Genomic DNA, 24,338 nt, shown 5'->3' on the forward strand with positions numbered 1-24,338 from the left:
TTAGAGAGAGCCAAATCTAAAGCCAAAAGAAATACGAAAACTACTCCACGGAACTTTAAGCGTTGACTCATAATCCTTGTTGCCCGATAAATGGTATTTTCCACCTACATCGAACAAATACCCGGCTTTCCCAAACACATAAATATTCTGATAAACAAGATATTCTAATTTTAACGATGGATAAACAAAGGGTTTTACTGCAACAAAATCATTATCATCTGTTTGAACTTCCTCTGCTAGTTCAAGCTCTTCTTCCATTTTCCACGATGAAAGATTTACACCTCCTGCTAAATTTATAAAAACAGCAGGTTGAATTCCTTTTAAAATTCGTAATTCGTTTTCGATTCCCAATTGATGGGTAGACAAAATTTGATCAAAATGGTACGTTCCTGAATAATCTTTCGCACCAACACGTGAGCCGGTTGAATGAAATTCATATGAAGGCCCCACCGAATACCAATCGGCAATTTCAATTAAAATTTCCCCGCCAAAAAATAAACGTGCCGGAAAATCGTCCATAACGGCTACTTCGAATGGCATTTGACTTATTACCTGTTCATTTAAACTTTCCAGATTTTCAAACGAATAAAAAGCATATCCGGCATAAGCTCCTATTTTTATTTTCAGGCTGTTTTTTTGCACAGAATTCTGTGCCACTCCTTGCACACCAAACACAATTATCATAATAAAAACAAGTAGTTGTTTCATCATTCCTGAATTAAATCATTTAGAGGTAAATATCTTCCACTGCCATTGGCCAGAACTTCATTTGACAGAACAAATTTTTGTCCTTCGATAATCGGGATTATTTTATGCGTGATACTTTTTTCAAAATCATAATACAAGGCAGATGCTTCATCATAAGTAGTCCGAAATCTATACCGCATAACCAATTGTTGTTTGTTAAAATCGATAGCAACAGGTAAAAACCGGTCAGGTATATCAAAACTGCTTATCAATGAAAAATCGCTTGTACTTCGTTCCTCCCAACTGTAACGGTACGTTGAGATACACTTTAAAATTAATACTTTATCTTCCAGGATGGCATATTGAATGATTCCATAATTCGCTCCGGGATTTGCAACCGCTGTTTCTCCACGTTCTGTTATTTTATCCCCATCAAAATCAGCCAGACGCAAATAGTATGTCCAATCGTCATAAACAAGTGAGTTATAAAGTATTTTATCGCCCTCTGAATTTATAACTGCATCTGAGAAATATTCACCCTGCGTTCCTTCTTTTCTAAACAACTCAGTTCCTGTCCTTATGTCGGTAACTGATAGAATATTTGAGTGTTGAATTACCGCAAGATGATAATTGTCGGAAATGGAAGCGCTCCAGAAACGAGCCGTTCCATAATCCATAATTGGTGTTGTAAACTGGCTGACCAATCCCCAGTCTGATGTTTTCCGCATTACAAAATCAGTATTGGTGAAATAGCTAAAAAAATCTCCGTCTGGCGAGATTCTGATAAAACCGGGATTCGTAAGTCCGGTAACACGAACAGAATCTAAAATTGTATGGGTTACCATATTATATTTATAAAACAAGCCGTCGTTATACAACAAAATGTTTTCGGTATCTCCTATCTTCATTGCATTTTCAAAACCCGACATCTGATTTCCAAGCGAAAAAAGCGCCTCTCCCCCTGAAGAATTATAAATAACATAAGGCTGATCAAAACCTTTGGGCACATAACGAACCTGAAATTCATAATTGTCGCCAAAACCGGGCGAAATATCATAAACCGCTACGGTATCTTCAGCATCTTCTTTTATAATTTCCTGGTAAGAATATGTATTCGGGACTTTTAAAGCCACATGATAATATCCAAGATTTTTGGGATTTTGTGTGCGATTCCAGCGAACAACCATTTTTTCTTCCTCATTCAGACTAATATCAGGGGTTTTTATCGGGACATCAAAAGAAACTCCCGGGCTGTATCCGCCATTCAGACTAACGGAGTAACTCACATATTCTCCTTCCAGAAAAGTGGTATCGAGAACTGTTGTTACCCTGGGATTTGAAATAGTGTACTTAACTCCGTCAACCTGTGTTGAACTCCATTTTGAAAGCACGTAGTTCTGAAAATTGTAGTAATCGTATTTTTCCCAACTAACAGCAACTGGTCCGTTCATATATTCCACTTTTTTAATATCAATTCGTGTATCAACCCCATGATGGATTATGACCGGCCACTGAACTTCATACAAATATCCTTCGGCCTCTACTTTATCGGCAATACTTCCACTGTTACTTGCAGTAAATGCCTGAATTGTAAAATAATGAAGCCCTTCTGAGTAATTACCAATTGAAACATGTACACTGGGCAAAGCTCCTGAATTATAGTCAGAATAATAAACATTACTGTCATCAAAATCAATCTTCACCCAATAAATTTCTGCCTCCTGAGAAGTAAGCCTGAACTGTGTCCACACATCACTGGCAAGTTTTAATGTATCCATATCCGGCTGTACTTCAATATACAGAACAGGTGCATTTTCATCCGGTTGCTCTACAAAGGTTTCCGGAATTTCAGAAGGTGTAAATTCACAGGAAACAGAAAAAAACAACAGGAGTATTACTACCAGGGCAAGAATTTCTTTCATTGTGGAAATCAACAGTTTTATTTAGAAATTGGAACAATAATAAAATGGACAAAGCTAATGATTTAGACAATCAAAAATTATGGTATTGCTTGCCATTCGAAATCATTTCTGTAATTTGGAACGATTCTAAAAGCATAGAGAAATACAGCAATTCATGCGAAGTTTAAATCAAAAACAAGTACAAACAGATTACATCAAATCATGTGTTACAAATTAAACCCTCATTCCCTATTTTTGTCTTAAAATCATAAAACATTCAAAACTACATTCATGAAAACCAAACTTTTTTTACTTGCTGCATTTTTGTTTCTGAATTTTATCTCAGTAGATATTGCCGGACAAAACCTGCCGGGTGAAAACTACTGGCCGCAATGGCGCGGACCGCTGGCTACCGGCGCAGCGATAAAAGGGAATCCACCTGTTCAATTCAACGAATCACAAAATCTAAAATGGAAAACTCCAATTCCGGGGAAAGGACATGCAACACCTATTGTCTGGGGCGGTAAAATAATTATTGAAACTGCTGTGCCGCAAGCTTTTGAGGGGAAACCGAACAGCGAAATTAAAGAAGACGGAAACAGTTGGATGGATGCCACTGAAACCAATCTGGTTTTGGACTACAAAGTGCTCCTTGTAAACCTTAACGATGGAAAAATTGTCTGGGAAAAAACAGTTGCCAGCGAAAAACCGGAAGAACGAACACACAAATTAGGAAGCTGGGCCTCCAATTCCCCTTGTACCGATGGCGAAAGAATATACGCTTACTTTGGTTCGCGAGGAATTTATTGTCTTGATTTTGATGGAAATATTCTTTGGGAAAGGGATTTTGGTCAAATGGAGAAAGTGATGAGTTTTGGAGAGGGTTCTTCCCCGTATTTATATAAAAACCGCCTTTTTATCCAATGGGACCATCAGGGAGATTCCCATTTTTTTGCACTTGACGCCAAAACAGGGGAAACCGTTTGGAGTGATGAACGGGATGAACCCTCGTCGTGGGCGACACCGCTCGTTGTTGAAATAAACGGGAAACCTCAGGTAATTTCGGCGGCAACAAACCTGGTAAGAAGTTATGATTTTAACACCGGAGAAATTATCTGGAGTTGCAGCGGATTAACCCGAAATGTTATTCCCAACCCCAAAATTGCTGATGGAATTTTATATCTGTCAAGCGGTTTTAGAGGAAATGCAACAATGGCCATCGATATTGCAAAAGCCCACGGAGATATCACAGGTACCGGCATTATTTTATGGCAGTACAACCAGGATTGTCCCTACACACCGGATAATCTTTTGTTGGGAGAAAGCTTATATTTTATGCGTGCAAACAACGGCGAATTGACATGCCTCGATGCCAAAACCGGTGAAGTAAAATATTCAAAAGAAAAACTGGAGGGAATAAGCGACTTATACTCATCTCCTTCAGGAGTTGGTGATAAAATTTATGTGGTCTCTGAAAATATTTGTCTGGTTATTAAAGCCGGTGATAATTTTGAAATTCTTTCTTCGAATCAACTGGACGACGATTTCCATGCATCTCCGGTCATTGTTGGAGACAAACTGATTCTGAGAGGTTTTAACTCATTGTATTGTTTTGAAGACTAAAAAAAAATCAAAATAAAAAGAGGCCACTTGTATAAACAAATGGCCTCTTTTCTATTCAACCTGAAATATGCCATTGTTACCACAATAAAACCTAAAATCTGTTTGTTTAGCTTTCAAAACGGCCCTCTCTCCAAACCAGTCTCAACAATAAATTATTACTTTCCGCAGGCACACAACAAAGATAAATTCATCTTAATATTCTTTTTGGAAATTTAATTTTGTAATTTGTATGTATCAATAAAAAATAAAAAAAATTATGAGAAAACTTTACAACAAAAAGCTAAGGTTTTTTGCCAGGGTGTTAGGAGTAATAATTTTTGCTGTGTTTACAGGATGTCAAGATGATCTCCTTGAAACAGAAATCGATTTTGACTCGGAAGGTATCACTTTAAAAAGTGCAAAAGCAAATAACTTTATGGTTATTTCAAAATCGGAAACACTGCCGGAGGGATTGGTTAATGAACTTGCCAGTTTGGGAGAAATTGTAAAAACGATACCGGAAATTGGGATTGCTGTCGTTAAGACAACTGCTCCCAACTTCAAAACAAAAGTCAGTAAACTCTCTGATGTACAATCCGTAGTTGCTGATTTAAGTCTCAAGTGGCTGGAGCCTGTCAAGGTATTTCCAATGGCAAGTCCTCCAAGTATTGGCGATGACGAAGAATTCTTCCCTTTCCAATGGGGACTGGATGCCATTGATGCACCGGAGGCATGGAATGCCGGATTCAAGGGGGAAGGTGCAAAAGTTTTTATTCTGGATAGTGGTATTGATGCTGAACATCCGGATCTGTCGCCAAATTTAAATACAACTCTTTCCAAATCATTTGTTCCGGATGAAGACTGGAACATCCAACCGGGCTTTTATTTTAATCACGGCACACACGTAGCTGGTATTATTGCGGCAGCTGATAATATAGCTACCGATCTAAATACCGGTGTTATTGGTGTAGCTCCAAAAGCCGAAATTGTTGCAGTTAAAGTACTTTCAGAATCTGACGGCTCAGGTTATTTTAGCTGGGTTATCGAAGGTGTTGTATATGCGGCTTTGCAGGGTGCTGATGTAATAAACATGAGCTTAGGAACTGTTCTTAATACAAATGGTTTTGTTTATGACGAAGAGGGGAATCTATTGGGCAGGTATGCACCCCAAAGCATTCAGGATTTGAAACATGCAATGCAAAAAGCGATTGATTTTGCAACCAGAAGCGGGGCAACCGTTGTAGCTGCGGCAGGGAATGATTATATGAATGCCGACGGAAATGGATCAGCTTTTGTTTTACCTGCTGATTTGAATAATGTAATCTCAGTGTCGGCAACAGCACCACTAAACTGGGCATATGACCAAACCACTGATTTGGATGAAATTGCTTCTTATTCCAATACCGGGAGATCGTTGGTTGATATCAGTGCACCGGGAGGAGATTTTGATTCAGAAGAGGACCTGTGGTATTATGACATGATTTATAGTACTATTAGCGGAGGATGGTCTTTTGCCTCCGGAACAAGTATGGCGTCGCCCCATGTTGCGGGAGTAGCCGCATTAATTATTGCAAAAAATCAGGGAAATATTGCTCCTCATGAAGTTGAAAAGCAGCTTCTAAAAACAGCCGATAACATTGACGGAAACGGAACCTCTGATTTATATGGAAAAGGCAGGGTAAATGCATACCGTGCCGTTACGGAGTAAATTTATGCAACGAATGGTATTGGATAGCGAAACAAAATAATTTTTTTTGGTTCTTTGAAGTCTAACCTTCAAGAACTCGACAAGAAACAGGAGAAGGTTTAAATATAAAAAAGGTCACCTGCGATTTTCAGGCGACCTTTTTTTGTTTTATGGTTAAAATCTGATTTAATATTCAAATTCAATAAACTTCCCAAACTTCTTGTACCTTTCGTAAAGCACTTTGTATTTTTCCACATTCTCTGGAATAGGGTGATATTCTTTTTCAACCCCACCTCCCATATTCTTCTGTGCCTCAGAAGTATTTGGATACACACCTGCTACAACTGCAGCTGCCATTGCCGAACCAAGCGCACAGGCCTGTTCCGAGCGGGCTACCTTTATAGGCATATCCAACACATCGGCTACAATTTGCATTACCAGAGGCGATTTTTTTGCCACACCACCCAATGCAATTACGCCATCAATTCTTACCCCCTCTGAAATAAAACGATCGTTAATAGCGCGCGAGCCAAACGCTGTTGCTTCTACCAGCGCACGAAAAATACGCGGAGCATCTGAACCCAGATTTAATCCGGCAATTGCTCCTTTTAACGCCTGATTGGCATCGGGTGTACGACGTCCGTTCATCCAGTCGAGTGCTACAATACCGCTTTCATCAATCGGTATTTTCTCAGCTTCTTCACTCAATTTGGCAATTATTTTGTCTGCTGTTTCATCAATGAGCTTTTGTTTCGTTTCACTGTCAACCAATTCTGTTTCAGCAAGGATATTCTTTAACGGCCATTCCAGAACCCGTTTAAACCAGGCATAAATATCTCCAAAAGCCGATTGCCCGGCCTCCAGTCCCAGCATGCCGGGAACAATTGATCCATCTACCTGACCACAGATTCCATTTACCAGCTTATCGCCTACTTCTTCCATTGGCGCAATCAGCATGTCACAAGTAGAAGTTCCCATTACTTTAGATAAATAATAAGGTTCAATCTCGGCACCTACTGCTCCAAGATGCGCATCAAAAGCACCAACACCGACGACCACGTTGGTTGAAAGTCCAAGTTTGTCAGCCCACTCCTGTGTTAATGTACCTGCAGAAACATCACAGGTAAATGTCTCCTTAAAAAGACGTTCTTTTAAACCGGCCAGCATGGGATCAAGCGCGGTTAAAAATTCTTCAGAAGGTAATCCTCCAAAAGCTTCGTGCCACATGGCTTTGTGCCCTGCAGCACAACGGCTTCTTTTTAATGTTTTTGGATTTGTATTTCCTGTTAAAATGGCAGGAATCCAGTCGCAATGTTCCACCCAGGAATAAGCAGCACGGTAAACGCCTGCATCCTCGCGGATTACATGTAACAGTTTTGCCCAAAACCATTCGGATGAATAAATTCCGCCTTCAAATTTTGTAAAATCAATATCCCACTTTTTTGCCAGTTTGTTTATTTCTTCGGCTTCATATACAGCCGTGTGGTCTTTCCACAATACAAACATAGCATTTGGATTCTCTTCAAATCCGGTTGTTAATGAAAGTGGCGTCCCTTTCTCATCAACAGCCACCGGTGTTGAACCTGTTGTATCGACCGAAATACCTACAACATTTTCGGCAACGCCTTCCGGTGCCTGTTTTAAAGCTTCTCTGATTGTATATTCCAGGCCTTCCAAATAATCTTTCGGATGTTGACGAAACTGATTTTTGGAGCTGTCGCAATACATTTCCTTCTGCCACCGCGGATAATTAAAAACAACACTGGCGACCTCTTCGCCGGTTTCAACATTTACAATTAATGAACGGACCGAATCCGAACCATAATCCAATCCGATAGTATACTTTGTCATTTGAATTTATTATTGATTAATTTTTTGGTTTATCTCTTTTTTACTTTGAATATTCAAATTAAAACGGATTTATTGGCCGTAATAGGCATTTTTACCGTGTTTTCTTAAAAAATGTTTATCCAGCAGTTCCTGGCTCATTGTTGTGTCAGGAGTTAACTGTAGTGAACGAAAAGTCATTTTTGCGACCTCTTCCATAACCACTGCATTATGAACTGCATTATCAGCATTTGTGCCCCAACTAAATGGCCCGTGGTTATTTACCAAAACTCCGGGAATCTGATCAGGGTTCATATCTTTAAATCTCTCAATGATTACTTTCCCGGTTTCCAGTTCATACTCTCCTTCAATTTCTTCTTTTGTCATTTTACGCGTACAGGGTATCTCTCCGTAAAAATAATCAGCATGCGTAGTGCCAATCGCCGGAATTCCTTTACCTGCCTGTGCCCAGGATGTAGCCCATTCGGAGTGTGTGTGAACCACTCCGCCGATGTTCTGAAACTGACGGTATAAAACCAGATGAGTGGGAGTGTCACTCGAAGGTTTTAAATTTCCTTCCACAACCTGCCCGTACAAATTCATAACCACCATATCTTTGGGTTTCATCTGATCGTAGGATACACCGCTGGGTTTTATTACAACCAAATCCCTTTCCCTGTCAATTCCGCTAACATTTCCCCAGGTAAAAATTACAAGCCCGTGTTTAACCAGATCAAGATTGGCCTCAAATACCTCTTCCTTTAATTTTTCCAACATGATTTTGAGTTTAATGTTTTTAAGTTCAAAGTTTGCAATTTAAACTTTTGTATTTTAACAAACACACTTTTTCGCTGTTTGCTGCTACCTGTTTACTGAACGAGGTCAAGCCATGCAGCAAACCCTCCTCCAGGAATCATTTTTATTTTTATTGTATTGCTCCCGTCAACTGTACTTTTCTTTTTTTCCGCAATTTCGGCATTTTCTTTTGTTTTTTCCGAATCCGAAAACGATATCATACTGTATTTTCCCTCCGGCAAAAAATCGAGCGAAACTTCCAATTCCCTTTCATGGCTGTTATTCATCGCACCAATAAACCATCGTTTTCCATCGCGGCGCACCACTGTTATGTATTTACCGATTTCTCCGTTTAGCACTTTTGTATCATCCCACATCGATTTTACCTTTTTTAAAAACTCTTCTCCTGTCTGTCCGTAATAATTTCCGGGGTGGTCGCAGGCCACCAGGTACGGACTATCGTAAACCACAAACTGCGCCAGCGTATTTGAGCGGGTCCCCAAAACATTGGCGGGAGTTCCGTTCATAAATTTATCGGGATTCCGGTTCAAAAAACCTCCGGGAGTAAAATCCATTGGTCCGGCCAGCATGCGGGTAAAAGGCAGTGTGCACATGTGTTCCGGCGTTACACGCAACGACCATTTATTGTATTCGTTTCCCAGAACCCCTTCGCGTGTTACCAGATTCGGATAAGTTCTGCGCCAGCCTGTTGGTTTGTATGCCCCGTGAAAATCAACCATCAAATGATACTTCGCGGCCGTTTTAACAACTTTATGATACCAGTTTACCATTTCCTGATCGTCGCTGTCCATAAAATCAATTTTAATTCCGGCAATGCCCCATTTTTCATACAGAGCACAAGCTTCTTCAAAATCGAAACGAAAAACATCCGTATTATACATCCAAAGCCAGCACTTCACGTTTTTACTTTTTGCATACTCCAGTATTTCATGCATATTTAACTGAGGTGCCGTCGTTTTTATATCAGCTCCTTCTTTATTATACATTCCATACCACTGCCAGTCGATTAACATGTACGGCCATCCCATCTTCGACGCCAAATCGATATATTCATAAATAACCGGCTGCTCCATCTTAACTTCCCCACTCCACCAGTGATCCCAGGCGCTAATTCCGGGTTTTATCCAGGAAGGATCTTTAATCTCGCAAGGTTCATTTAGATTTTGTATAATTTCTGATTCAACTAAATTGCCGGGGGTTTCACCCACCATTATTACCCGCCACGGAGTTTGATGCGGTGTTTTAAAAATTACTTTGTCACCGGTTTCAGGCTGTCCCTTTAACGGCGATAATGCAGTTCGTAAGGCAAATTCTTCCTCTCTACCCGATTTGAGGTACATTCCTGCATAATCGGTTAAGGCTGCCTCTGTTATTGCGACATAACAATTGTCGTTTGCCTGAATGGTAAAAGGAAGTCCCATTAACATGTCAGGAGCAACATCTCCAATTCTGCGTTCAAAAAATTCAACTTCCTGAGAAGTGGTGTAATTGATATAATTTACGGCCCAGCATTTATGATTTTCAGTAAAATTAAACTGACTCAATTCATCTATGATTACAAATTCGCGTTCACCAAATTGTTTCGGAAATGAAGTGCGAAATGCAACACCGTCGTTAAATATCCTGAATTCGATACCCGTTAAACGCCTGGGAAATTTTTTCTCCTGAAGATGTAATACAATTCCGCGGTGATTGTCGCGAATCGTTTCAAATCGTTTGAGTACAGGTTTCCAGTATTCATCAGAAGAATATTTCTCTACAGACAGCACATCCATTTCCTTTCCCAGAGGCGGAGCCTGCTTAAAAACAAAAGAAATTTCTGACGGACTTAAAATTCGCTCTCCGTTAAAAGAAACCGAATAGCTGATATTTTTATCAATTGTAATTTCAACCGAAATCCTGTTATCAGGCGAACGCAGGCTATAATTTTCAGCAAATCCAATCGTTAGAACAAGAAAAAACAGGAGTGTTAAATTGATTTTTTTGGGCATAATTGATCAGTTTAGATTCAATGGTAAACAGCTTTATTTATAAACGTAAAAATAACCCTTAAAATGAAATAAAAAAAACATAGCGGTTTTTTCTTTTCGCTTTTACAATTATATATCTGTTGTTCCTTCCAGTCGTTATACTGACAGATACCAGCCTCCATTTGAGATGCAGAAAAGCAGAATGGAAAAATCTGCCAAAAACTACAGCTTGTTTGATGACACACTTTTAATATATTTGTCAGTCTATCGAACTTAAACAAGCATTGGTGAAAGGTACAGAAAAAGAATACTGGCAGATGGTTTGGGATAAATTCCGGGAAGGAGATCGGGAAGCATTCAGAACCATTTACAACGAATTTATCGATGTGCTTTTTGCTTATGGTTCAAAATTAACATCCAACAATTTTTTACTCGAAGATGCCATCCAGGATGTTTTTATCAATATATACAGCTACGGGAAAAAGTTACAGCATCCTGAATATCTGGAATATTATTTATTTAAAACACTCAAACACAACATTGTTCGAAAACTAAAGGAAAGCCGCCGTTTTGATTATGGAGAAGAAAATGAGTTTCTGTTTAACTTGAAATTTCCTGTGGAAGATTCAAATTTGGATGAACAGCAGCTTGAAAAACAAATTTCTTTACTCAAACAAGAAATTAAAAATCTGGACAGCCGCAAACGTGAGCTTCTTTTTCTCAAATTTAACAGTGGGCTCACTTATACTGAAATCGGATTATTACTTGACCTGAAACCCGATACAGTAAAAAAACAAGTTCAGCGTATTTTAGCGTATTTCAGAAAACGTTTTCAAAATAATTTTTTCGAATTGTTCTTTTTATGTTATAAAGCATAAAAAATTGACCTTTTTTTATTGTCCCCTTTTCCGTGTGTCTTCCTCTTGTATTTAATTAAACTTAAACGGATGGACATATACAGTCAATTAATAGAGAATCCTCTTTTTTTTAAATGGATTTTTCATCCTACTGAAGAATTGAATGCCTATTGGAGAGCTTACCTCGAACAAAATCCGGCAGAGACCGATGCTGTGCTGGAGCTAAAATCAAACTTTGAGAAATATCTGAAATTCACCAATAAAAAAATTGACGAGGAAAGTAAGAAAAAGCTGGCATATCGAATTGTTAAACAACTTGATGCCGTTGACAAAAAGAAGAAACACGCTCTGTTTATAAAAAATATAATAAAATATGCTGCAGTAGCATTTTTATTTTTTTCGATTGGAAGTAGTTTAGTTTACCTGTACATGGACAGCAGGCAGCCGGAAATCGTAGTGGATAACTCTGTAATGCCTGCCCATGCTCAGGATCCCGTCTTAATTATTGATGATCAGCAGCAAATAAATCTTAAACCGGGAGAATCGGAACTGGACTATTCAAACTCGGATGACATTATTGTAAATCGCGAAGAACGGTTAAAAAAGAAAACTCAGGATGACACTCCTGAAATGAATACATTGATTATTCCTTACGGAAGCCGTTCAAAAATTACGCTGGCCGATGGTTCCGTGGTATGGCTTAACGCGGGCAGCCGGTTGATTTATCCTTCAGCTTTTGTCGATAAAAGACGTGAAGTATTTTTGGTTGGTGAAGCATTTTTTGAGGTTACTAAAAATGAAAAACAACCTTTTTTTGTAAAAACTGCTGATGTTGAAATTAAAGTTTTAGGAACTCAATTTAATGTTTCGGCGTATCCGGAAGATTATTCAGTACAAACTGCATTGGCTGAAGGAAGCGTTGAACTTTCGCGTTCCAATGCAGGACTGCTTGATAAAAAAATCAAATTGGCACCCGGCGAACTGGCCTATTTTAATAAAAAAAGCAAAGAGACAGTAATTTATAATGTTGATGTTGAATATTACACACTTTGGATCCAGGGTCTGTTTAGCTTTTCAAATACCGATTTGAACCGGATTATTCGTAAACTGGAAAGATTTTACAACATCCGCTTTCAATTTGACGATCCCTTAAAAGGAAGCATTCAGATAACAGGAAAACTCGATGTTACAAAAGAAAAAAATGAAGTTTTTGAATATTTATCAAACCTTACAGGTTTGGATTTTATCGAACTAAATGCAAACAACTATGTAATCAAATAAAAAAAACAACCGGAAAATGGTGGCACATTTTCCGGTTTGTCTAAATACCTTTTAAAGTAATTTAAACATTAAAAAAACGAATCAAATTTATGAAAAAAAAGTGGTTATTGGATTCCCATGATCCGGGAATCATAAAAAAATGGGGGCGTATTATGCGTATCACAGTAGTACTAATTTTTGGATTGATAATGACAGCGAATGCCAATAGTTATTCGCAGGTAACTAAAATGGATATTCAGCTGACAAACAGAACCATTCGCGATGTAATTGCTTATGTAGAAGACAACAGTGAGTTTGTTTTTCTATATAAAAATGAAGACTTCAACGTGGATAAAAAGGTGAATATTAAGCTTGAAGATGCCACAATCAACCAGATTCTCGACAATGTTTTACAAGGAGAAGAAGTGGTTTATGATGTTTACGACAGGCAAATTATTATCCGTAAATCGGACAATGTTCCTACCTACTTCCAACAACAGCAAAAAAATATTACCGGGATTATTACTGATAATCAAGGCTTACCATTACCCGGAGTTTCAATCATCGTAAAAGGAACAAGTATTGGAACAGTTTCAGGCACCGATGGCAAATTTTCCCTGTCTATTCCCAATGATGCTGAGATTATGCAGTTTTCTTTTGTGGGGATGAGCACAGTGGAAATCCCTGTTGAAGGCAAAGTAACTTTTAATGTAGTAATGGAAGAAGAAAGTATCGGCCTCGATGAAGTTGTTGCAATTGGTTATGGTTCAATGAAAAAAAGTGACCTGACCGGCTCAGTTACTTCGGTAAATTCAGAAGATTTTGTAAAAGGCGTGGCCAACAATGCACTTCAGTTGCTTCAGGGAAAAGCATCGGGTGTACAAATCAGCCAGGCAAATTCAGAACCGGGAGGAGCTCTTTCTATTAAAGTAAGGGGAGCAGGATCCATTAACAGCAGCAATAGTGTACTGGTTGTTATTGACGGACTTCCGGGAGCAGATCCCAGCAGTCTGAACCCGCTTGACATTGAGTCGATTGAAATCCTGAAAGACGCATCAGCAGCAGCTATCTACGGAACAAGAGCTGCTAACGGAGTGGTTTTAATTACGACCAAACAGGGCTCATCCGGCACGCCCGTTGTATCATACAACACTTATTTTGCGCTGCAAACACCCGACTATAAATTTGATGTTCTGGATGCAACTCAATACATGCAAATGATAAATGACATAAGTGAAGATGGAGGAAAAACACTTCCTTTTACTGATCAGGAAATTTCGGCGGCAGGAAAGGGAACTGACTGGCAGGATGTTCTTATGCGGAACGCATTTGCAATGAATCACCAGTTCTCAATAAACGGCGGCTCAAATACGTCAAAATACTATGTATCTCTCGGATACCTGGATCAAGATGGAATCCTGATAAGCTCCGGGTTAAAAAAATACAATACTTTAATAAACCTCGAATTTACACCGAGTGAAAAATTCAAATTTGCAATAAATTTAAACGGGGCACTGAGTAAAAAAGACATCATCCCTAACGACAGTAATTCTGCAAATGAAAATGCGGACCCGTTAAATGCAGCTCTTCAGTTTGATCCCCGGTTAACGACTGAAAAAAATGAGCAGGGGGAATACCAGCGAAATGCTTCAATTGCACTTGATAATCCTTTGGCGTTGGCATACGGATATGATGACAACCAGAAAAATACCCGCATTTCAGGAAATGTTTTAGCCGAATACAGCATTATTGACGGCCTTAAAGCTTCTGTTCGTTTAGGAACTAACCTGTATAACAGTCGCTACGATTCGTATAAAGACAGAACTACCGAAAAAGGAAAATCTTCCGGAGGGATTGGAAGTATCACAACCAACGATAACAGCTATTGGATGTTTGAAGGACTTTTAAATTACGATAAATATTTTAACCAGGTTCACCACATCTCCGTAATGGGGGGAGCCACCTGGGAAGAGTTTGAAAACCTCTCCCAATATTCTTATGCTGCAGGTTTTCTGTCTGACGTTACCAACACAAATCTTCTTTCCAGTGGAATAAAAGAAACCTACGATGTAAGTTCTTCAAGATATACCCATGCCTTGCAATCGATTATCGCAAGGCTAAATTATGTATACAATGAAAAGTATTTGCTAACAGCAACTTTAAGAAGAGACGGTTCGTCACGTTTTTCAGAAGATAACAAATATGCAATTTTCCCGTCGGTTGCTGTTGGATGGCGATTAAGCGAAGAATCTTTTATAAAAGAAATCCCGGCCATCAGCCAGCTAAAATTAAGATTCGGATACGGACAAATGGGGAACGAAGGGATAAATAACTTTGAAACGATACAAACATTTGTTTCCGGAGGAAACACCATTCTTGGAGGTTCCGAGCTAAGCGGCGCCCAACCGGCACGTATCCCGAATTCGGAATTGACATGGGAAACCACGGAAGAATATAACATTGGGCTGGATTATGGAGTTTTGCAAAACAGAATTTCCGGAGGTATTGAATATTATGTAAAAAATACAAAAGACCAGTTATTTAATAAACCGGTTCCGGCATCAACAGGCTTTACCAGTGTGAGAACCAATTTCGGGAACGTAAGAAACTCGGGAATTGACTTTAACATTAATACAGAAAACCTTGTTGGAGCATTTAGCTGGAGAACCAACCTTACCTTTTCAACACTCAAAAATGAGGTAATTAAACTTCCTCCTTTTGTTGGAGACATTATAACAACCGGAAGCATCGGAACTTTTACCCAGGATTTTGCATTGGTTCAGGAAGGTTCTCCCATGAGGGCATTTTATGGATACAAAGTCGTGGGAATTTTTCAGGAAAATGATGACATAGCCAATTCGGCCCAGCCCAATGCAAATCCCGGCGAACCGATATTCCTTGACTATGATGAAGATGGAAATATTGATTCTGATGACCGGGTTGTTCTTGGAAAACCATTCCCTGACCTTACATTTAGTTTGAACAATTCATTTTCATATAAAAATTTCAACCTGGAGATTTATATTATGGGTGTAAAAGGAATAGAAACTTTGAACAGTAATGTTATTGAGTCATTAAAACCGATTAATTTCGACAGAAACATTATGAGCGAGCATTATACCGACAGATGGACACCCGAAAATCCTGGCGCAGAGTACCCGTCGGGAGTAAATTCATCCATCTACTTTAACGGTGGAAAAGTTATTAATTCTTACAGTGTACAGGATGCTTCATTTTTACGTGTAAAAAATATTACTTTAGGTTATGATATCCCGTTAAAAAACTTCAATCTGTTTAAATCTGCTTCCGTTTACATTTCAGGAGAAAATTTACTGACCTTTACCAAGTTTGAAGGGTTTGACCCGGATGCAAACCAGTCAGGAACCGGCGTTGTAAAAACCAGTTACAACAACTATCCTTTAGCAAAAGTATTTAGGATTGGTGCAAACATTAAATTTTAACATTTTAAAATGAATATCATGTTTAAAAATATATTTAAATCAAAAATAGTCTGGATTACAGCTCTTGCGCTTTCCCTTTTTAGCTGCAGCGATTTTCTGGAAGAGGAAGTGTACACGCAGTATGATCCAAATACCTTTTTGCAAACCGAAGAAGGGATTAACAGTGTTTTAGTTGCAGCTTATGATAATTTACAATACACCGGAAGTTCGCTGCGTGAACGGATGTTTACATTTGGAGAATTCCCGGGGGATATTATGTGGGAATGGGGCGGAGGTTTTGAAGCTATCGCCACAGTTTATATGACGTATAACTGGGACTCACAAACATCACAGTTTGAAGGACGATGGAACAACCTGTATACCAGTATACGTAATGCAAACTCACTACTTGATAATATCGACAATGTTACTTCGCTAAGTGAAACTAAGGTTAAGCAGTTAAAAGCTGAAGCAACATTTATAAGGGCTGCTGATTACTATTATTTGTGGGAGATGTTTGGCCCGGTTCCGCTGACAACTACAACAGAGGAACTTAATTTTGAACCGGCAAAAGCAAGCAATGAAGAATTTAATTCGTTTATAGAAACAGAGTTAACTGCTGCGGCGGCTGATCTTCCTCTGGAACAGGATTTATGGGGAAAAGCAACAAAAGGTGCCGCGCTTTCTTTTCTTAGCCGCTTCTATATGAATACCCATCAATGGCAAAAAGCCGCCGACGTATCAAAACAGGTTGTCAACCTTCAGCAGTATGAGCTTTTTGACGGCGATTTGGCCAATATGTTTGCCGTTGAGAATGAAGAAAATGATGAAGTTATTTTCACGAGCCCTGCGTCAACTACATTTCATGGCAACAGTATAATGCCACACGTTTTTCCACCCAACTATCAAATCCAGAGCAATTGGATCAACTGGGGAGCCCAATTTGTTTTATACAGCGATTTTGTAAATTCTTACCACGCTGATGACAAACGTTTGGGATGGATGTTGTTCGAATATACTGATGTTAACGGCGTTTATCACGATTGTCTGGATCCCGATGATGTAAGCCGCGGAGTACGGTGTTTTAAATATGTACCTGATCCCAATGCGATTTCACAAAATCATGGCAACGATATACCGATGATGAGATATGCAGAAGTGCTGTTGAATGCCGCTGAAGCGATAAATGAGCTGGATGGTCCGGGCCAGGAGTCGATTGACTTTATAAACGAAGTGAGAGAACGAGCCGGAGTACCGCTATACAACGTATCAGATTTTAGTTCAAAAGACGAACTCAGAGATGCCATTCTTGATGAAAGGGGCTGGGAATTTGTATCTGAAGGCTTGCGAAGAATGGATCTGATAAGACAAGGGAAGTTGATATCCCGGGCAAAAGCACGTGGTGCAAGTAACGCTCAGGATTATATGACCTTGTTTCCAATACCACAGTCTGAATTAAATTCAAACCCGAATCTGGAACAGAATCCGGGGTACAACTAAACCCAATAAAAATTCAAAGGCCCTGTAAAAAGGGCCTTTTTTATTCCAATACACGATGAAAAAAAAGGTTATTTACATCATTCTTTTATTTGTTTTTCAACTGCATACTTTTGGGAAAACAGAAAAAACATCAGATACCAAACCCAATATCATATTTTTGCTTGTCGATGACTTAGGATGGAGGGATGTTGGTTACATGGGAAGTAAGTTTTATGAAACTCCCAACATTGATAAACTGGCATCGCAGGGAATGACTTTTACCAACGCTTACGCGGCATGTGCAGTTTGTTCACCAACCAGAGCCTCTATACAAACAGGGCGCTACCCTGCCAGAATTGGAGTCACTGACTGGATTAGAGCACGTTTCCAGGTCAATAAAGAAAAGCTCAACACACCTCCACCCTACGAAAAAAACGAAGGAAAAAAGCTAATGACACCGTCAAATCCATACTGGATGGAAAAAGACGAAGTAACAACAGCCGAACTGTTGAAGGAAAATGGCTATTTCACCTGCCATATTGGGAAATGGCATCTCGGCCCCGACGATTATTATCCTGAACACCAGGGATACGATGTAAACATTGCAGGATGTGATATGGGGCAACCCGTGAATTATTTTGACCCTTATGCCAATGATAAAGGAGTTAGTTTTCCCACATTAGAGCCACGTAAAGAAGGAGAATATCTTGTTGACCGCCTGGCGGATGAACTGGTTGATGTCATTCAACAACATAAAAACGCACCTTTTTTTATCAATATGTGCTACTATGCTGTTCATACTCCTCTGATGGCAAAACCCGAAATGATTGACAAATATGAAGCAAAAAACAAAGTTGATAAGCAAACCAATGCCGTCTATGCTTCAATGGTTGAGAGTGTTGACCAGGCTGTCGGAAAACTGATAAGCACGCTGAAAAAAGAAAACCTAATGGATAATACGCTCATTATTTTCTTTTCCGATAACGGCGGATTAGTTGGCCCGACAAACAACGCCCCTTTACGGTCAGGAAAAGGCTATCCCTATGAAGGAGGAATCCGGGAACCCATGTTTGTATACTGGAAAGGAAAAATCAAAGCAGCCACATCATGCGATATTCCTGTTTCAAGCGTAGATTTTTTGCCTACTATTTGCGCAATTACCAACACTCCTCTTCCCGACAGAACGATTGATGGCCGGGATATTAGTCCCTTGTTACAAAATAAAAAACTTCCACAGGTCCCTCTTTTTTGGCATTTTCCACATTACAGGGGAAAAGATGTTGTTCCGTACAGTATAATCAGAGATGGCGACTGGAAGCTGATAAAACGTTACGAAGGGAACGAATTTGAACTTTTCAACCTGGCGGATGACCTGGCGGAAACCAATGAACTATCAAAACAAAATCCGCAAAAAGTAAATGAGTTAAACAATAAACTTGAAGACTGGCTTAAAACCACACACGCAAAATTACCGCTAAAAAAATAAACTGCCGTAAAACTGTCCTTAACAACAAAACGAACAAATAACATTTTACCGGAAGACATTAAAAACCTGTCCCGATTGCCCAATCTCCTTATCTGGCAATCGGGGTAAATTTATGCGGGAATTTTAGTTTCAGCAAAATCATTTAAAGTTTACCCTTTGAAATTAAGCTCTTTTACTTTCGCATCAACTTTTTCAGCAACTGCAGGAATCCTGTTAAGAATTAGCTGTCCCTGTTACAAAATTACCTTCCCTGTACCGTTTTGGGCTCTTCCTGTTAAACAGGACAGGAAAAAGGTGAACAGGATTCTGAAAAAATGAAACAGGGCGTCAAAAAACCCTACAGGACAACTAAAAAGACAACAGGGAGCGGTAAAAGTACAACAGGACAACAAAAGAACTTACAGGCCTATATTAGTTACAACGACAAACAATATTCTTCCAAATCGTTTAGTTGCTGTTCGGTTAAATCTGCCGTTTGTCCATGTTTTTGATTTGTGTTGTAGGTTGTTAAAACTTCTTTTATCGTTTTTGCCTTTCCGTCATACAAATAGGGAGCTGTTCGCCAAACTTCAATCAACGAAGGCGTATCAAATTTCCGGCCTTCATCTGCCCCGCTTCCTTCGCCAACATCAAAACTTTCCAAATTCGTAAAATTGGCTCCGGAATGACAATGGGAACACCGGGCCTGCTCAAAAACTGTTTCCCCTCTTTGAGCTGCTTCACTCAATTTTCCGTTAACCAAATACGGACTGGCTACGGGTTTTAAGCTTGTTAAGTAAGCATCGATGGCATCTGTAATTTCCCTGGGTTGCCGCGTAAAAAGAATATGCTCTACTCCTGCAATTACAGCAACAGATGCACTGCTTCGGATACCTGTTATCATGGCCGGAGGAGTGGCATGGGCCAGCAACATACTTTTGGTGTTTTTCGGATTTCCAATTCCATCGTTTAGCAAATCCCAGTTTAAGCCGTCAACGCGTGCATCTCCCTGATGGCAACTGGTACAAGATTGCCAATGTTGTTTACAAAGCCGCGCATCATTAAAATACATTTCGCCTAACCGTTCTTTGGTTGCTTCTTCTTGATTCCCCAGCGACAGCGAGGCCACATCTGCAGGATTTGCAAGATCAACTTCAGCAAGGCTTCCCGAAAAATACATCGATACATAAATTTTATCTCCACCCAAAGCTATCCCTTTTGCGCCGGCTGCGTGCAAGTCAATTCGTTTCCGAATATGCTGTAAAAAACTCAAATCGTTCTGAATTTCATCGAGCGAGGTTGCAAATAATGTTGGCTGGCTTTCATCTGCAACATGCGAAATCCGGGCATGCAAGGCTTTCCGGTCGATAATACTCAACTCATCCGTTCCGGCATGCGAAACAAAAAGGCTATTTCCATCTTTACTGCATTCCACATCGTAAGGATTGGCAGCTCCCAAATCCAAATCATCAAGCATTACCGTACACAGATAATTTTGCTGAGCGACATCAATAATACTCAGTGCATTGGTATTTATCCAGCCTCGTTCCACCTGATTGGTTGGCACATTGTAACGCCCTAAAACATGGGTAACATACGCAAATTTCTGATCCGGAGAAATTGTAATTTTGTTTAACCCGTTGGAACCGTTGGGAAGATCAATCTCTTTTATTTTACGCATGGAAGAGGCATCAAAAACCGACACTTTTGCAGAATGGTACTTCGCCTTTGCACTTCCGCTTGGTAAATGGTTCGCAATAAGAAGCAAATCAGTTCCGGGAACGCAGGCCAAAGAAACCGGCTCTCGGTCGGCACTTGCAGTTTGTTCAACAGAAAAATCAGAAAGATTTACTTTAACAACCGAGTCATCAAATCGGGCACAGAAAAAGAGCGATTTCCCATCGGGGGTAACAACCGGAGACATTGGCGTGTGCCCCACTTTTAAACGCCGGGTAACCTCCAAACTTGTTAAATCAATCTCCAAAAGTTCTCCTTCAGGAGCAGAAAGTGTTACATACAATTTTGTTTCGTCAGGAGAAAGTGCAAGTCCGCCTGGTTTTGCTGCCAGTTCAATTTGTTTGATTGGAGCCGCTTCCGCCGTGTTTAAAATATAAATCCGATGGGCTGTTTCATCGGCAATATAAAGTAGTTTTTGCTTTTCACCAAACACACTTTGGTTGGGCGACATTATTTTTCCGGATTCTGAAGAACATGAAAAAAGTAAAAATAAAAGGAACGTAATATTGATATAAAGTGTAGATTTCATTCTTAAGTTGTTAATCGTGGGACAAATTCCGACATTTTGGCTTCAACTAATTTTCAGAGTTTCATCCCCGTCAGTTCTGGGTCGTAATGTTTTTCTCCTTCCGAAATGGCTTCCCTGTTTTTCTGTTCTTCCTCCTGCCGGTAAGTATATTTCTCAAGTCGTTTTTTATCGGTTTCTGAAGGGACAAAACCTTCCATATCCAAACGCGGGGTTGCCAGCAACTGATTCTTTCCTTTCGTAATAATGGCCAGGGCTTCGCTGTATTCTTCTGAATTTTTATTCCCGATATTTTCCAAACAGGGACTCAACTCCGGCCGTTCAAAAGTAATCTGTGCCCGTAAAGGTCTCCAATGCCCGCCTTGTGCAGCAAAGTCAACATGCGTAAGTTCCTCAAGCCGGTTTAAATCTTCCTGAGAAATTGGGCTTCTGCCCGCCGGATTATCGGGATAAGCCGAGATAAAATCAGGGTAGTAAACCGCATTAATATCAATCCAGGTAACTAACCGATCCATCTCTTCCTCCGAAAGATGAACTCCCGCATGACCTTTTTGAATTTTCTTTATCAGGTTGCTGGAACGCGCCCCCCAGGAATATGCCGGTTGGATTTCCGCCGGGCCGGCACCAATCGGATTGATCTCCTTTTGTTTATACATATCGATGTAAGCCGCATTAAAATAAGGATTCCTGTCGCCAGCCAGAATTAACTTTTCCCCGGCTTTTTTCCCAAAATCGTGGCATTTTACACAATGTTTATCCAAAACGGGCTGTACCTCTTTTACAAATCCAAAAGAACGGGCTTCGCCATACCAGCCGTTTAACTTTTGCGGCGGTGCTTGTAAGGCTTGTGCCACTTGCTCCGACGATGACGGCGGTGCCATTCTTCGGTCCTCATGACACCCAATGCAGCCCAATGTTTCTCCGGATTGAACCATGGTTCCGCTTCGCATCGACTGAATCATCATTTTGTTTTCATCCAGCAATTGAAAGTAAACATATTTATCTGCCGGAACTTCAACATAAGCCGAGCCATCTGCTTCAACCGGAACCGTTCCCAAAATTCGTTTGCATTCAAAGCTGTGCCAGTTCATTGCCGGGCGGTGAACACCCTGACCACTCCAGGCGGGAATTGTCCAGCTTCGTTTTTCCACCGACTCAATCACACGTAAATATTTTACGGCACCCCGCTCTACTCCCTGCATGTGCGTTCCCTGATACACATCCTGCACATAAAACGTTCCTGCTCCCGATTTATAATCCCGTTTCTCCTGAATCACATATTCTTTTTCGCGACTTTTTAAAGGAAGCGGATCAAAACAACCCGGAGCTTCGGTGTATATCAACTGCTCATTCCCAAAAATATCGATAAGAAACAAGCCCATCTGTTCACCCAAACCCATCGTTCTGGAACATAAAAAGTAGGTCTCATTTAAAGGGTACGGATCTTCATAAAGAGGACGAACCTGCTTAAACATATCGTAATTCCCTTTACCGATAAGTTCTGCTGCCGAAGCAGGCCAGGTGAGCTCAACCGGACTTTTACCATCCATTCCTTTTTCCCGGTCAATAATTCCAAGAGCTCCCCAGGGACGATCGTGGCAAGATCCCAAAATGGCAATCACCTTTTCGGTTCCGGGAACAGGCCGCGCATCAATCACACCTCCCGGAGAATTTGTGTTGTTCCCGTAATAAACAGCCTGGTTGGTTCCGTCCGGGTTCATGGTCCACAAGCCCTGCGCATCGCCAAAATTCCGGTCAACATATTCCCAGCGATCATATAAAATGTGTCCGTCGGGCATAACCGAGCTGTGTCCTTCAAACAACGAGCTTTTTCCCAACTGCGTAATATTGGCACCATCGCCTTCCATGCGGAAAAGATTGCACATAATATGGACGTTACACATACAATATTTCGGTTCGCGTGTGGATGAAAAAACAATATTTCCATCGGGTAAATATTGCGGATCGACATCTGCCACACCTTCTGCCTTTGTCAATTGTTTCAGGTTCCTTCCGTCGCTATCCACTTCATAAATATGGTAATCCTCATCGATATTGTTCCGCATGGAAAAAAGTATTTTTTCCCCGTCGTAACTTATTTCCGGATCGCGAATGACACCTTCTTTACTTTCAAGCAAAATTTTTACTTTCCCTCCGTTTTTAAGGTCGATAACTTTTAATGCGCCGCCCGGAGCAAAACTGTTGGTATTAATCTCGTTGGTTTGAAAAAGAGTTGCGGTATTATGATGATCGGGCGCATACTGCCGCCGGGTAACAAAAACAAGGGGTTGCCGGGTAAGCAAAGGATTGGATAACAGAGCCTCCTTTTTTATCGCTTCCCAGGAAGTAACAAAACCGGCCAGCTCCTCGTTACAGGATGCTGTTTTATTTAAAAGTTGCGTCTTTACGTTTTCATATTCTCCTTTGATTTCGTCCAACTGATTCAAAAATAAACTTCCCTTGTATTCCTTGGAAAACTTCGATTGAATATCTAAAATGGCTGCTTCCAGCGGATTAAAATCGATAGCTTCAAAAGAGTTGAGATTTTGACCAAACCGCACCACATCCTCAACAAGTTCCAATTTCTGCTCAAGCGAAGCAAGCGACGCAGATTTTTTGATTTTTTCCTGAAAAACCACAGCAAAATCACCCAGTGCTTTTTGATGTTTAAATAATAAACTGTCGGCCAACTGCTCCCGGGTTTCGCTATTAACCCAGTTGGCAAACTCCTGATTATTTAAAAGATAAAAACTTTCCCAGCGGTATTTCTGCTGAAAATCATCGAATAATTTTTGAACTTCACTCTGCGGGTCTTGTGTATTTTCAATTTTTGGCAATGCAGACAGGTAGCTTATCCAGTCTTCCTGTGATTGTTGATTCTCCCGTGAGTTACAGGAAATAAAAATAACAATCAATGCCAAAAAGAATATTCTTTTGCTGGAAATCGACGTGGTCATAATTTAGGTTTATTTGGAATCCTAAAAATACCAAATAATTCGAATAATCAGCGCTTGGTACTCCACATTCGTTCAGAACAAATTGGGGCGAAAAAGATGTGACTTTTTGCTTATTAGTTCGTTCAGC

14 protein-coding genes are annotated in these 24,338 nt (G+C 40.1%); 7 read left to right on the top strand and 7 right to left on the bottom strand.

All coding sequences use genetic code 11. The annotated features are described in order from the left end of the window. Both GM418_RS02015 and GM418_RS02020 read right to left on the bottom strand, forming a co-directional pair. The gene (locus GM418_RS02015; RefSeq protein WP_158862644.1) at positions 1-711 is read right to left on the bottom strand and encodes a hypothetical protein; all 711 of its coding nucleotides are present in this window, start codon (positions 709-711) and stop codon (positions 1-3) included. Next, positions 708-2,609 (bottom strand): hypothetical protein, encoded by a 1,902-nt coding sequence (locus tag GM418_RS02020; RefSeq protein WP_158862646.1) that lies wholly within the window; start codon positions 2,607-2,609, stop codon positions 708-710. Before GM418_RS02020 ends, GM418_RS02015 begins: the two co-directional genes overlap by 4 nt. A gap of 270 nt (positions 2,610-2,879) precedes the next feature. Between GM418_RS02020 and GM418_RS02025 the strand changes: the two genes are divergently transcribed. Then, positions 2,880-4,211, top strand: coding sequence for a PQQ-binding-like beta-propeller repeat protein (locus GM418_RS02025; protein ID WP_158862648.1), 1,332 nt, complete (start codon positions 2,880-2,882; stop codon positions 4,209-4,211). A 256-nt stretch (positions 4,212-4,467) separates the two neighbouring features. Next, positions 4,468-5,898, top strand: a complete 1,431-nt coding sequence (locus tag GM418_RS02030; RefSeq protein ID WP_158862650.1) for a S8 family peptidase — start codon at positions 4,468-4,470, stop codon at positions 5,896-5,898. 165 nt (positions 5,899-6,063) lie between these two features. On the opposite strand, the gene GM418_RS02035 is transcribed toward GM418_RS02030, so the two are convergent. The 3 genes from GM418_RS02035 to GM418_RS31430 all read right to left on the bottom strand — a co-directional run bounded on the left by GM418_RS02035 (position 6,064) and on the right by GM418_RS31430 (position 10,511). Then, entirely contained in the window at positions 6,064-7,728 is a 1,665-nt protein-coding gene (locus tag GM418_RS02035; RefSeq protein WP_246222807.1) for a ribulokinase, read from the bottom strand. Positions 7,729-7,797: 69 nt separating this feature from the next. Continuing rightward, positions 7,798-8,481, bottom strand: a complete 684-nt coding sequence (gene araD / locus GM418_RS02040) for an L-ribulose-5-phosphate 4-epimerase (RefSeq protein WP_158862652.1) — start codon at positions 8,479-8,481, stop codon at positions 7,798-7,800. Positions 8,482-8,573: 92 nt separating this feature from the next. Next, on the bottom strand, positions 8,574-10,511 hold the full coding sequence (locus tag GM418_RS31430; protein ID WP_217447683.1) for a glycoside hydrolase family 97 protein: 1,938 nt from the start codon (positions 10,509-10,511) through the stop codon (positions 8,574-8,576). Between the two features lie 266 nt (positions 10,512-10,777). Between GM418_RS31430 and GM418_RS02050 the strand changes: the two genes are divergently transcribed. The 5 genes from GM418_RS02050 (at position 10,778) to GM418_RS02070 (ending at position 19,012) form a co-directional block, all read left to right on the top strand. Next, complete coding sequence (locus tag GM418_RS02050; protein ID WP_158862654.1) at positions 10,778-11,368, top strand: RNA polymerase sigma factor; 591 nt, start codon at positions 10,778-10,780, stop codon at positions 11,366-11,368. Between the two features lie 69 nt (positions 11,369-11,437). Continuing rightward, on the top strand, positions 11,438-12,628 hold the full coding sequence (locus tag GM418_RS02055) for a FecR family protein (protein WP_158862656.1): 1,191 nt from the start codon (positions 11,438-11,440) through the stop codon (positions 12,626-12,628). A gap of 89 nt (positions 12,629-12,717) precedes the next feature. After that, on the top strand, positions 12,718-16,068 hold the full coding sequence (locus GM418_RS02060; RefSeq protein ID WP_158862658.1) for a TonB-dependent receptor: 3,351 nt from the start codon (positions 12,718-12,720) through the stop codon (positions 16,066-16,068). Between the two features lie 18 nt (positions 16,069-16,086). Further along, positions 16,087-17,547 carry a RagB/SusD family nutrient uptake outer membrane protein gene (locus GM418_RS02065; protein ID WP_158862660.1) on the top strand — a complete coding sequence of 487 codons (1,461 nt, stop codon included), beginning with the start codon at positions 16,087-16,089 and terminating at the stop codon, positions 17,545-17,547. Positions 17,548-17,602: 55 nt separating this feature from the next. Continuing rightward, positions 17,603-19,012, top strand: coding sequence for a sulfatase (locus tag GM418_RS02070; RefSeq protein WP_158862662.1), 1,410 nt, complete (start codon positions 17,603-17,605; stop codon positions 19,010-19,012). Between the two features lie 415 nt (positions 19,013-19,427). Here GM418_RS02070 and GM418_RS02075 read toward each other — a convergent pair whose 3' ends face one another. Both GM418_RS02075 and GM418_RS02080 read right to left on the bottom strand, forming a co-directional pair. Next, positions 19,428-21,257, bottom strand: coding sequence for a c-type cytochrome (locus GM418_RS02075; RefSeq protein WP_158862664.1), 1,830 nt, complete (start codon positions 21,255-21,257; stop codon positions 19,428-19,430). A gap of 53 nt (positions 21,258-21,310) precedes the next feature. Next, the gene (locus GM418_RS02080) at positions 21,311-24,211 is read right to left on the bottom strand and encodes an HzsA-related protein (protein WP_158862666.1); all 2,901 of its coding nucleotides are present in this window, start codon (positions 24,209-24,211) and stop codon (positions 21,311-21,313) included. Between the last annotated feature and the right edge of the window lie 127 nt (positions 24,212-24,338).

The sequence above is a fragment of the Maribellus comscasis genome (genome assembly GCF_009762775.1).
Classification (GTDB): domain Bacteria; phylum Bacteroidota; class Bacteroidia; order Bacteroidales; family Prolixibacteraceae; genus Draconibacterium; species Draconibacterium comscasis.